General features: G+C 34.2%; 7 protein-coding genes. 5 read left to right on the forward strand and 2 right to left on the reverse strand.

What is annotated here, in order from left to right:
• Nucleotides 1-12 precede the first annotated feature (12 nt).
• The 5 genes from IRZ80_RS03995 to IRZ80_RS04015 all read left to right on the forward strand — a co-directional run bounded on the left by IRZ80_RS03995 (nt 13) and on the right by IRZ80_RS04015 (nt 6,906).
• A complete protein-coding gene (locus IRZ80_RS03995; RefSeq protein WP_194640269.1) occupies nt 13-1,749 on the forward strand; it encodes a RagB/SusD family nutrient uptake outer membrane protein in 1,737 nt (578 codons plus the stop codon).
• Nucleotides 1,750-1,820: 71 nt separating this feature from the next.
• Nucleotides 1,821-2,831 (forward strand): DUF5627 domain-containing protein, encoded by a 1,011-nt coding sequence (locus tag IRZ80_RS04000; protein WP_228520799.1) that lies wholly within the window; start codon nt 1,821-1,823, stop codon nt 2,829-2,831.
• A gap of 144 nt (nt 2,832-2,975) precedes the next feature.
• Entirely contained in the window at nt 2,976-4,649 is a 1,674-nt protein-coding gene (locus IRZ80_RS04005) for an endo-1,4-beta-xylanase (protein WP_194640271.1), read from the forward strand.
• A 6-nt stretch (nt 4,650-4,655) separates the two neighbouring features.
• Complete coding sequence (locus IRZ80_RS04010) at nt 4,656-5,894, forward strand: cellulase family glycosylhydrolase (protein WP_194640272.1); 1,239 nt, start codon at nt 4,656-4,658, stop codon at nt 5,892-5,894.
• A 454-nt stretch (nt 5,895-6,348) separates the two neighbouring features.
• Nucleotides 6,349-6,906: a transposase gene (locus IRZ80_RS04015; protein ID WP_194640273.1), complete on the forward strand. Its 558-nt coding sequence runs from the start codon at nt 6,349-6,351 to the stop codon at nt 6,904-6,906.
• 381 nt (nt 6,907-7,287) lie between these two features.
• On the opposite strand, the gene IRZ80_RS04020 is transcribed toward IRZ80_RS04015, so the two are convergent.
• Together IRZ80_RS04020 and IRZ80_RS04025 are read right to left on the reverse strand one after the other, a co-directional pair.
• A complete protein-coding gene (locus IRZ80_RS04020; RefSeq protein ID WP_194640274.1) occupies nt 7,288-11,364 on the reverse strand; it encodes a hybrid sensor histidine kinase/response regulator transcription factor in 4,077 nt (1,358 codons plus the stop codon).
• Nucleotides 11,365-12,049: 685 nt separating this feature from the next.
• Nucleotides 12,050-12,715 (reverse strand): NrtR DNA-binding winged helix domain-containing protein, encoded by a 666-nt coding sequence (locus IRZ80_RS04025; RefSeq protein WP_194640354.1) that lies wholly within the window; start codon nt 12,713-12,715, stop codon nt 12,050-12,052.
• Between the last annotated feature and the right edge of the window lie 373 nt (nt 12,716-13,088).

Consider the following 13,088-nt stretch of genomic DNA (forward strand, 5'->3'; position numbering starts at 1 on the left):
AATTTAATTATTATGAAAATAAGAATATTAATTTTTATATCCGTTCTGTTTGTTTTTTGCAGCTGTGATGATTTAATTGATCCGGCAATCGAAAACAATAGAGGGCTTGAAGATATGTATGCAGAAGCTGAATATGCACAAGGAATTCTTCTAAATGCTTATACAAGACTTCCTGGAAACAGCTGGTCATTTAATGATGTGGCAACAGATGACGCTGTATCAAATGATATAGCAAACAATTACCTTAAGGTAGCTACAGGTCAATGGACTTCAAACTTTAACCCATTAGATCAATGGACCAATTCAAGAGCAGCCATTCAGTATCTGAATATTTTTCTTTCTGAAGCCGGTAAAGTACAATGGGCAAAGGATGAAAAAGTAAGTCTTTTGTTTAGAGACCGTCTGATGGGAGAAGCTTATGGATTAAGAGCTTTATACATGTACTATTTACTGCAGGCTCATGCTGGTACAGCAACTAATGATCAGCTATTAGGAGTGCCAATACTTTTGGCACCAGAAACAGCAAGTTCCAACTTCAATGTGGCACGTTCTTCTTTTGAAGACTGTATGAAACAATTATACAGTGATGTAAAAAAAGCTACCGAATTACTGCCGTTAGATTTTGAAGATGCAAGTACACTGCCTCCAGGTTACGATAATTTAAGTGACTACAACCGTGTTTTTGGACAATATGCGAGACAAAGAATGTCTTCAAGAATTGCACAAGTGGTAAGAGCTCAAGCTGCTTTATTGGCTGCTAGTCCAGCTTTCAGCGCAGGAAATACAACCACTTGGGATGATGCAGCTAAATATGCTGGTGCATTATTAAACCTGAACGGCGGAGTTGCCGGAATAGCTTCTAATGGATTGAATTGGTTCAGTGATGCTGATGAGTTAAAAGCTATGGGAGCTGGAGTTAATCCGCCAGAAATTCTTTGGAGAGGTGATATTGGTGATAGTAATAATTTAGAAAGCGATAATTTTCCTCCAACTCTTTTTGGAAAAGGACGTGTCAATCCAACACAGAATTTAGTTGATGCTTTCCCAATGGCAAACGGTTATCCTATTTCTGCTGCCGGCAGTAATTATGATGCGGCAAAGCCTTATGACAACCGTGATCCCCGTTTGAAAAAATTCATTTTGGTAAACCAGTCAACTGCAGGAGTGAGTAATTCTGTAATTACTACAGCTAGTGACGGTACTACAAATGATGCATTAAACAAGGTTGGTACATCAACCCGCACAGGGTATTATATGAGAAAATTATTGAGACAGGATGTGAATTTAAATCCAACTTCAATTAATAATCAGAGACATTATAAGCCACGTATGAGATATACTGAACTGTATCTTATTTATGCAGAAGCTGCAAATGAAGCATGGGGACCAACCGCAACGGGAACTATAGGATTCTCTGCCTATGATGTTGTTAAAGCGTTAAGAAAAAGAGCTGGAATTGTGCAGCCTGATCCTTACTTGGAATCGATTAAAGCTGATAAAACGGAAATGCGCAACCTAATCAGAAATGAGAGACGTTTGGAATTATGTTTTGAAGGATTCAGATTTTGGGATTTGCGCAGATGGAATTCAAATTTAAATGTTTCTGCAGATGGTGATAAAATCCAAGGAGGAGTCCATCAAAAAATTACTGTTGAAAGCAGACTTTATAAAGATTATATGAAATTTGGGCCAATTCCATATTCAGAAGCTCTTAAGTTTAATGCTTTACTGCAAAACAAGGGATGGTAGAACATTAAGATTCTACTTAATGTATTAGGAAATTTAATAATTAAAGAAAAATGAAAAACAAAATATTTTTAATGCTAGCAGCTGTACTTGTCACTATGGTTTCATGTACTAATCAAGATGCAGAGTTTGATAATTTTGACCATCAGTCGGTTTATTTTGCTTATCAGTACCCTGTCAGAACGATAACATTAGGAGAAGACATATTTGATACCACTTTAGATAATCAGCACAAGTGCAAAATAATGGGAACTTTAGGTGGAGTTTACAGTAATGATAAAGATGTAACCATTGATATTGCTGTTGCAAATTCGTTACCAGCCGGTTTCTTGTTTAATGCTGGCGATAGTGAAATTATTGCTATGCCAAGCAATTACTATACACTTGCGAGTAATCAGATTGTTATCCCAAAAGGCCAGATTACCGGAGGTGTTGAGGTACAATTGTCTGATGCTTTTTTTGCAGATCCTTTATCTGTAAAAAAGACCTATGTTATTCCTCTTGAAATGAAAAAAGTAGTGAATGCTGATACTATTCTTTCAGGAAAGGCTTTAGTCTCTAATCCATCAAAAGTATTAAGTACAGACTGGAGCAGTCAGCCCAAGGACTTTATTTTATATGCTGTAAAGTATGTAAATCCTTGGGACGGCAATTATTTGAGAAGAGGTAAAGACGTTATTGTTGGAAATAATGGAAATACGGCTCTTAATAAAACAGTTGTCAGACATACTGCCTACGTAGAAACTGATCAAGTTTCTAAAATTAATACCAAATCATTAAGTACAATTGATTTTCCAGTTACTGTCAAAGATGCATCTGGAGTTAATATCAACTTTAATCTGACACTTACATTTGATAACGAAAATAAATGTACAGTCTCCGGAAGCAGTGCATTATTTACAGCAAGCGGTACAGGCAAGTTTGTGAAAAAAGGAGAGAAAAACAGTTGGGGAAGTAAAGACAGAGATGCTCTTTATCTTGATTATAAAGTTAATTTCCAGGATTTTAATGTAACCACAAAAGATACATTGGTACTGCGTGATAGAGGAGTAACTGCAGCTGTCTATAGTCCGGTTAAGAAATAAAGCCATTTAGAAGAAATATAAAATAATCCGATCCTATTTCTCTTTCCTTCTTTGGAGAGGGAGTGGGGGAGGTTAATAAAAACTATTTTATATTTCTAAATGGTATAATTGAAAATTTTATTAAAAATTAAAAATTTAAAGAAGATGAATAAATTATACAAAGTACTGCTATTGTCTTCAGTTTTGATGACGGCTGCATCCTGTACAAACGATAATGTTTTAAAGTACGATTATGAAAAACCTGCCAGCATTGCCAATCAGGAAGCGATTGATGTCTATTCTGATTTAAAAAGCTATGTAGACAGAACAGCTAATCCTAATTTTAAATTAGGTGCTGGTATTTCATTGAATGATTATACAAGTAAAAGCTTGATGTATAGGTTAGTTAATAAGAATTTTGATGAGATTACTTTGGGCTATGAAATGAAACATGGCGCAATAGTACAGGCAGATGGGAGTCTTGCTCTTGATAATGTCAATAAATTACTAAAAACAGCTAAAGAAGCTAATGTTACAGTTTTTGGTCATACACTCTGCTGGCACGCGAATCAAAATGCGACATATCTTAAAAAACTCATTGCTCCAGATGTTTTATCATCAACAGGGCCAGGCTGGGATGTGATAACTGCAAATGATTTTGAAACTGCTGATGCATCCAATTATCAGGTCAATGGAAATGTAACATCATCGTTTACAGCTGCAGGTCAAGGAGCTAATGGAACAGGCAGAGCACTTAAATTAACAAATGCCAGCGTGCGTGCCAATGAATGGGATGCACAGCTTTATATAAAGTTTTCTCCAGGGGTACAAATAGGCGAAAAATACAGACTTACTATGGATATTCGCGCTGATGCTCCAGCATCATCTCCTACACAGGCACAATTAAATGTAGGAGGTTATAAGCATTGGGATTTCTTTGGTAATCTTTCATATACTGCCACATGGACAACTTATATTAAAGAGATTACGGTTACTAAGGAGATGGAAACTTGTAATACAATTGCTTTTAATCTTGGAAAAACGGCCACTAGTTTTTATTATGATAATCTCAAAATAGAAAAGTACAGCGCAACTGGAAGTGTTCAGACAAAAGATAAAACTCCAGAGCAGAAAAAAGCTATCATTGGTGATGCACTGGATAAATGGATAACAGGGATGGTTAAAAACTGTGCTTCGTATGTCACCGCATGGGATGTTGTTAATGAGCCAATGGATGATGGAAAACCGTATGAATTAAAAACAGGTGCAGGTAAAGCAAATATGGCTGCTGATGAATTCTACTGGCAGGATTATCTAGGGAAAGATTATGCAGTTGAAGCATTTAGACTTGCTAGAAAAAGTGGTAATGCAACGGATAAATTATTCGTCAATGACTACAACCTTGAGTATAGTACTGATAAATGTAAAGGTCTTATCCAATATGTTAGTTATATTGAAAGTAAAGGACAAAAGGTTGATGGTATAGGTACTCAGATGCATATTACAATCAATTCTGATAAAGCCAAAATTGAAACAATGTTCCAATTGCTGGCAGCTACGGGTAAACTTATAAAAGTTTCAGAACTAGATGTTGCTGCTGGGTTAAATCCAACAGAATTTGATCTTAGAAAACAAGCCGATATGTATAAATATGTGGTGGATATGTATGCAAAATATATTCCGGTAAGCCAGCGATACGGAATTACTGTTTGGGGATTAACAGACAGTAAATCTGATTCTTCATGGCTGCCAGGCCAGCATCAAGGTTTGTGGGATCTTAAGTACACACGTAAATTTTCTTATGCAGGTTTTGCTGAGGGACTTAAAGGAGCAAAGTAATAAATTATGAAATTCAATTTATTTTTTGCCGGAATAATTTTGCTTGTGTTTTTAAGTTGTGAAAAGGATGATGTTCCTGTAAAAGATTCATCTTCAGTTGAGGCCACGGTATCGTGGCCTCAAAAAACACCGCAGCTTAAGGCAGATGGGAGGTTTTTGAAAGATCCATGCGGTAATAAAGTTTCACTGCATGGAGTTGCCATTACTCCAAGTCCTTGGTTTAATGGATGTGCTGTTGGACAGTGCAGATGGGATAACTATAATGTAACGGGCTGTTTAAATTACAATAATGGTATAATTGACAAGCTTTCAAATAGTAAGAATGAAGATTGGTATTTAAATTATATCAGACTGCATATTGACCCATATTGGTCCAATAATCCAGGTGCCGCCACAAAAGGAGAAGATGATATCTCTCAATTTAATTTTGAGCGATTTAAATTGGCTGTTGATCAAGTTATTATTCCGCTTATTCAGCATGCTAAGTCAAGAGGAATGTATGTAATACTCCGTCCTCCTGGTGTTTGTCCTCAGAAAATTGATGTTGGTGACGATTATTATAATTATTTATTTAAGATCTGGGATTACTTGTCCAATCATTCCAGTTTGAAAAATGCAGAAAATGTCATGTTTGAATTAGCCAATGAACCTATTACAATAAAAAGTACAAATGGAGATTTTGGCAGTAATACTCAGCCACATTTTGATGCTTTGAAACTGTTTTTTCAGCCAATGGTTAATAAGATACGGTCAAATGGAGCGAACAATATTATTTGGATTCCTGGTTCCGGATATCAGTCGCAGTATAAAGGATATGCCGTAAACCGAATTGAAGGGACAAATATTGGATATGCTGTACATATCTATCCAGGATACTGGGGCAGAGATAATAATGATCCTATGGTTTTTAGGGCAAATTGGAATGAAAATATTAAACCGGTTGCTGATTTTGCCCCGATAGCTGTTACAGAAATTGATTGGGCTCCTGCAGGATATGATGTCTGGGGTAAAGGCGGAGTAACTGGAACAGCAGGACAAAGAGGGTTTGGAGCTAATTTTAAAGCTTTGGCCGATGAGTCTGGAAATGTTATATGGAACCTGCTGTCTCCTGAAAATCTTATTGATAAAGGATCTTTGGATGGAGGAATTGCCTATAACAGTGACCCTGAGGCTTGTGCTTTTCCTGTTCATAAATGGTTTAAAGAATATGCAAAGAAATCAGTCATATGCAGTTCGGTAAAATAAACTGGTTGTTTTTTATTGTGGTTTTAACTAACGATTAGTTGTTAAGTAGGTGTGGTTTGAATATCCCATAGGTCTTAATTAGTAAAGCAAAATAAAATTTGCTTAATAGTAAGGCCTTAAGGGGTATTCTATTTAAATTTTTTGTTATTGTTTCTTTTATTGGTCAAACCAAGCTGATTTGGCTGAAAATCCGAATAGGAGCTATTGTAATATATTGTGACAGACCGCAAATTCTTTCAAATGCCCACTTACTGGAGCAATGAGCTCCAAAATAGTAAAAAATGGTTTTGCACCCCCCCATGACCAAAATTAAAAATACCATACGGTATTGAAAATCAGATAGTAAAAACTGATTGGACTGCAGGAAATGATGTTCAGACTTAATTAAGTAACATCAAATAATTTATTTCAGATTATATAAAAGACTTTTTGATTACAATAAAATAGTAAGAATATGGAAATTACATTAAATGGAGAGAATGTTTTAGACTTTGTAAAAATATTTCCAGACGACGATAGCTGCCGGGAATTTATTGCCAATGAAAAATGGAAAGACGGCTATAAATGTAAGCGCTGTGAGAATACAAAGTATGTTTATTTTGAAAAACATAATAAAAGAGAATGTACTAAATGCAGGTATAATGAGAGTCCGACAGCAGGTACTCTTTTTCATAGAGTGAAATTTGGAATTCAAAAAGCATTCTGTATAGTCTTTGAAATGGCTTATACCAACCAAGCAGTGTCGTCAATCCATATTGCAAAACGATATGAAATAACTCAAAAGACTGCATGGTTATTCATTCAAAAAGTAAAACTTGCTATAAAGGCTTCTAAAAAAGATCCTATGAATGACAAACTGCAGATTAATAATTTTGGGATTGGAAGAACAGAAATAAGTGGAAAGAGTTTTGGACAAAAGTCTGATGCCGTCTGCGATATTACCCTAACAGAGGAAGGGGAAATAAATGAGGCTATAAAGATGTTGTTAATGATTATTCTGCAAAGCCGATAAATCAGCGTTTTATTGGTCTCAAATAGAGTTTAAAACTATGCACTTTCAGTGCATCTCGCTTTAGCTTCTAAAAAAGTTTTTGCCATAGATTCACAGATTTTAAAATCATTTTTTATCTGTGAATCTGTGGCAAAATTTCATCAATTTTCGCAATCCAATCTTGCAGTTTCAGTCAGCCTAACAATCGAACTCAGGTTATTAGTCTTAAAAAAAGTTAAAACTATGTACTTTGCGACATTTCACTTTAGCTTCTGAAAATTATTTTCAGTCTTTGAGTCTGCTAAACTAACTCATTAATATTCAGGGTAATATAGAGGTGGTTTGATTCATTTTCTCATTAATATTTTCTGTAAATTCAGTGCTTAACGGCACATTTGTGCTTTAAATATTTGAAACTTTATCAGTCTGTCCATTTTTTTTAAGTTTTTCTTCCATGTACTCTTTTGGTGCTGTTCCATAGAACTGTTTGAAACTTGTTGAGAATTTAGAAACATTTGAAAAGCCTACAAGGTAAGCCACTTCCGAAATATTCATCTGTTTGGAAGCCAATAGTTCACCCGCCTGTTTCAGCCTGATGTTGCGTATGAGATCTCTTGATGACTGATTCGTTAATTCTTTTAATTTCCTGTGCAGATGTACTCTGCTTATTCCAATTTCAGACGCGATCATTTCTACATTTAAATTTGGATCACTGAGATTGTTATTGACAAAATTCATTATTTTCTGAATTAGTTTTTCGTCAGAGGATTCCATTGTGATTTTTTTGATTTTATCCTCCTGTGCCTGATTACCGCTGTAATTGTTTTTTAATAATTCTCTTGTTCGGATAAGATTTAGTACCGTCTTTTTTAATATCTCCATGTTAAACGGCTTGGTAATATAAGCATCTGCACCAATGTTGAGCCCTTCTAGCTGATCATGATCGTGTGAATTTGCAGTTAACAGAATCACAGGAATATGATTAATGTTGATGTTTTTCTTTACTTTACGGCAAAATGTGACACCGTCCATTACAGGCATTTTAACATCGCTTATAATAAGATCCAAAGAATCTTTTAAAACTATTTCCAGAGCCTCTTTACCATTAATACTGGTAACAACTTTGTAATGCGCTGCTAGTTCTTTAAATAAATACTCTCTGATTTCGTCATTGTCATCGACAACTAAAATTCTTTTTTTACTAGTTGTACTAATAAAAGACTGATCAACAGGTTCTAATGAAGGTATCTGTAAAGCAGACAAGACCAAATTGTTAATTCGCTCATGAGTATCATCCTCATCCTCTTTTTCTACTTCCATATCCTCTGTTCTCATTGGAAGCTGTATAATAAAACGGCATCCCGAAGCTCCAATATTATTTTCAGCAGTTATGCTTCCATTGTGGAGTTCAACTATAGATCTTGTTAAGTGCAGACCAATACCAGTACCTTCAGTATGATTCAATCTGCTGTTACTGGATTGATAAAAGCGGTCAAATATTTTGGCCAGCTCGTTTTCATTTATTCCTATTCCATTGTCAGCAATAGTTATCGTAAAACAGGAAATCTCTTTATTGTCTTGATATAATTTTGAATCTCCCTCAATAAAAATTTCAATCTTTCCTTCATTAGGCACAAATTTAACTGCATTAGATAGCACATTCTGAATTATCCTGTCAAAATATTTTGGATCTATCCATGCATATAGCTCAGGCTTTTTGTAATGGAGTTCCAATTCTATATTTTTTGTCTGAATCTGCTCTTCAAACAGCAGACAGCTTTCCTGTAAGGAGTTTATGATTTCAGTCCGCTTAAGGTTCAGGGATATTTGTCCCTGATCTATTTTACGAACATCCATTACCTGATTGACCAGCTGTAGTATTTTTTCAGAATTGCGGTGCATTACCATGTACGATTTCTGCCTTGTAATATCATGATCTGTACTCATTAATTTGAGCAGAGGGTTGATAACTAATGAAATCGGAGATTTTATATCATGCGAAATGTTTGTTAAAAACTGAAGTTTAGCTTCGTTTACCTGCTTGTTCTGTAAATGTTCCTGTAATTTTATTTTAGTTAATTTTCTTTGATTAATCTGCTGTACAGTAACATATGCTGCGCCAAAAAAGAATGCCCAATAAAACAATTTTGCCCATATCGAAAAATACCATGCAGGATGTACAGTTATTGTCAATTGGCGAATCCCCGAATATTTGCCATAGACTTCTGCCTTTACTTTAAAATTATAAGTTCCAGGTTCAAGATTGTTAAATGTGATATTGTTTATGCCTTGCTGCAGTTTATTCCATTTGTTGTTTTCTAAAGAGTAGAAGTAAGTTATATGCCGCTGATTGTTAAAATCCATAGTAGAAAATTCAATACTGAATGAATTGTCATCATGCCCCAAATCGACAGTTTTGGCATCAATAAGCGCACTGTTCACTATATCAAACTGATCAGATTTCATGCCTTTTTTTACCGATTTATTTTGAATATAAAATCCTGTTATATAGACATTTGTGCTTTTTTCGTTGTATTTTATCATTTCAGGGTCAAAATATGTTACGCCTTTCATTCCCCCAAAAATGATCTGGCCTCTGCTGTCTTGAAAAGAGGCATTTTTGCTGAACTCATTTCCCTGAATGCCGTCATTAAAATTAAAATTGAAGAATTTTTTGCTTCGCGGACTGAACCGTGATATCCCGCTGTTAGTGCTGATCCATAGATTGCCGCTTTTATCTGATTGTATAGCAGAAATTATATTGCTGGGTAAATTATTATCGGTTGTATAAATAATTGGCTTCCCTTTTATAGGCTGGTAAATAAGTCCCTCAGATGAACCAATCCATAAATTTCCAAGTTTATCCTCATGTAAGTCGTAAATTATTTTTTTTGGAAATGTATGGTTTAGCAAGCCTTTTTTAATGAAGGTCTTAGTTTTCAGATCCATGCAGTACAGTCCGTCATAAGTTCCAATATAAAGTTTATTGTTTTTAGCAGGCAAAAGACAGTTCACACACCAATTTCCTAAGGTATTTTTACTGTCTTTTGAATTATAGTCTGCAACTTTATGTGTAGTGAGATCCATGCAGTACAGCCCAGATCCAAGAGTGCCTATCCATAATTGTTTTTTCTGATCTTCGACCAGACTGTAAATGTTTTCTACAGGTTTATTTTCTTTGCTTAAAATAGTATTTATAAAATCAAATTGGTTCGTGCTGCGGTTAAGTTTGGCCAGCCCATGCAGGTAAGTTCCAATCCATAAATCATCATTTGAGTCTTCAAAAATGCACATAATCGCCAGCCGGCTGAAACCATTTTTTTCAAAAGTGTAATGGTATTTTTTTTTATTCTTATCTGTAATGCCATAAAGACCGCCACCGTCAGTTCCTACCCATAAAATACCTTTTCTATCTCGGAACACTGACATCACGCAGCTTGAACCAATAATGTTGTTGTTTACGGATTGGTATCCTATATAGTTAAAATTATTTTCTTTTGGAGGAATCTGCAGTACTCCCTTTTGATATAGTCCCATCCAAAGATTTCCTGCCCGGTCTTTAAGTATAGAGTGCACTTTGGACATTGAAAAATCAAAATTGGCAACATTAAAGTTAGCTACTGAAAGCTTCTTTTTTTCAGAATCATAATTATACAATCCCATTCCGTCTGTTCCCACAAGGATTTGATCATTTTTAATCAGAAATAATTTTTTGATAGGGAGCGATTTTGAATCTAAAAAGGATTCAAATTTCTGTTCAGATCTGTTGTAAATAAAAAGACCATTGTTAAGCGTACCTAAAAATAAGTTTCCTTTTTTATCTTCGCAAATACTGGTAATGTTGGTCAGATGATCTTTTAAAAGGATAAATTGTTTTAAGTTATTATTGCTGTCAATTCTCCAAAGTCCTCTGTCCTGAGTTAAAATCCATAAATTTTGATTCTTGTCTTCATAAAGATCGTGGATCATCGTTGTAGAAATCTGGATATCGAGATGTTTTGCGGCCAGGTTCTTTTTTTTAGAATCAATTTTAAAAATACCATAGCCTGAAGATCCTACTAAAATGTCACCATTTTTTCGCTGTATCATACAGCTGACATGAGGACTAAATTTTGTATCAGTATTACCAGTCATCGGAACATCCGTAAAAGAGTCCGTTGCATGATTGTAGATCTGCAACCCATCAATAAAACCAAAAAATAAATTCTTGTTTCTGTCTTCAAAAATTGATTTTATGTAGTTATTATGAACAGTTCCGGCAGTATTTTTTCTGCGTTTGTAGATAACAAACTTTGCTCCATCATAACGATTTAAACCATCTTCGGTAGCAATCCAGATATATCCCTTACTGTCTTGATACATAGAGTTTATAAGACTGCTTGATAACTGCGAATCTGAAGTATATAATATTCCTGATTGAGACTGTACTCGGCAGGAAATAAACAGTGCTATAATTATTACTATTTTAAAGATTTTCATGAAAATAATAGGTTAGAAAATTTTAATCTAAAAACGAGAGTCTTCTTAAAAACTGCTTGCAGAAGACAAGTTATAAAATGGTGAATATAGAAATCTGTAAACGTACTAAAGCATAAAAACGAACAACCCGATGTACTATCCCATATAAATTAAATTTAAAAATAGTCCATTTTGATTGCTTTATAATAGGCGGGCATCTTTAAAAAAAATAAGGCTGAGCCTATTCGGAATAGCTTACTTTCCTTTTAAGAAAAAGTAATGAACTTTTATATAGTCCGGTTACAGAGCGTAAAAAATTATTTAATGAGAATGATACTTAAAAATTGTTTTTTACATAATAGTCTAATTGACTACAATTTTAAGGGATATATTTTATATCAGCAAATTTTTCTTAAATAAGCGTTTGTTTTTTCTTGTATTTGACTCAAAATTTTAGTATTATAATTCTATTTTATTTAATGAAATCATAAAAATAATTAATAATATTTAATTTCTGTTTACAAATGTATAAAATACATTTAATTTATATGATAACTTTGTTTTTTATTGATAATTGTGTAATTTTTATCTAAATATTTTTTTAGGTGTAATTTCTGTTTAAAACTAGATTGCTGTTGATGTTCTATTTTGGTTTTTGTCAAAAGGCGGTATTGGTCAGCTTTGTAAATAACAATATGTTTTGCTTTTAGAATTCGAAACTGAATCCCTTTTTTGTTAGTTTTTCGTAAATTTCAGTATCAAATTCATACAGCTGCGCAGCTCTGTATTTAGTGTTCTGCTGTTTCTCGGGGAGGGTTTTAAGTAGTTTCATATTCAGGAATTTACGTCTAAAGTTGGGTTTGTCCATTTCGTATCCTAAAATTTCTTCATACAAATGCATAAGTTCAAGTAAGGTGAATTTGTTCGGAAGTAATGAAAAACCGATAGGTGCTTTTTTGACTTTTTTTCTAAGTTTTTTAAGGGCATACTCTAGTATTTGACTGTGATCGAAGGCTAGTTCGGGTATTTCTTTAATGTTGTACCATTTTGCGTCAGAGATGTTTCCTCCTGCAGTGATGCTGTAATCTGTGCTTTTGATTACTGCATAGTAGCCGATAGTGATTACACGCGCCGCAGGATAACGGTCTGGTGCGCCAAAAGCTTTTAGCTGTTTGAGGTAAATTTTGTCAAGACCTGTGATTTTTTTGAGCAGTCTGTGTGCGGCGCCTTTTATATGTTCTTTTTCAGTAATCCACCCGCCGGGAAGGCCCCATTGGCCTATTGATACTCCTTCACCGTGCTGTACAAGAAGTATTTTGAGGCTTCCGCTGTCATAGCCAAATACTGCACAGTCAATGGTGATGTCTCTCATTACCCATGTAGTTTCATTTCTGTCAATTTTTTTCTTTTTTTTCTTTTCTTCCACTATAAAAGTCTTTTTTTTCTAAAATAAAATCTGCGGTAGTGTGATTTATAAAGCAAAAATATTAAAAACTTACTATATATTGTCAATGTGACTATATTAAAATTCGAATTAGTCCTTTTTTTTTGCTGAAAATGTAATAATGGTACAAAGAACACTTAATTTCTTTTACATTAAAAAAAATGATATATTTTTACACAATCGTTTGTGTTTGCTATTTTTTTAAACATTATTCATTTTTATGTATATAATTTTATTAATTCATTTGATAAATAGCTGTTTTTTTAAATGCAATTTTTTGTAAAAAGTACTTGAGTTTGAT

This window comes from Flavobacterium sp. HJJ (assembly GCF_015351475.1).
GTDB lineage: Bacteria > Bacteroidota > Bacteroidia > Flavobacteriales > Flavobacteriaceae > Flavobacterium > Flavobacterium marginilacus.

What these genes read in the sequence shown, in the direction of transcription:
- IRZ80_RS03995 (WP_194640269.1), top strand. Translation starts at nt 13, where the DNA reads ATGAAAATAAGAATATTAATTTTTATATCCGTTCTGTTTGTTTTTTGC.
- IRZ80_RS04000 (WP_228520799.1), top strand. Translation starts at nt 1,821, where the DNA reads ATGCTAGCAGCTGTACTTGTCACTATGGTTTCATGTACTAATCAAGAT.
- IRZ80_RS04005 (WP_194640271.1), top strand. Translation starts at nt 2,976, where the DNA reads ATGAATAAATTATACAAAGTACTGCTATTGTCTTCAGTTTTGATGACG.
- IRZ80_RS04010 (WP_194640272.1), top strand. Translation starts at nt 4,656, where the DNA reads ATGAAATTCAATTTATTTTTTGCCGGAATAATTTTGCTTGTGTTTTTA.
- IRZ80_RS04015 (WP_194640273.1), top strand. Translation starts at nt 6,349, where the DNA reads ATGGAAATTACATTAAATGGAGAGAATGTTTTAGACTTTGTAAAAATA.
- IRZ80_RS04020 (WP_194640274.1), bottom strand. Translation starts at nt 11,364, where the DNA reads ATGAAAATCTTTAAAATAGTAATAATTATAGCACTGTTTATTTCCTGC.
- IRZ80_RS04025 (WP_194640354.1), bottom strand. Translation starts at nt 12,715, where the DNA reads ATGAGAGACATCACCATTGACTGTGCAGTATTTGGCTATGACAGCGGA.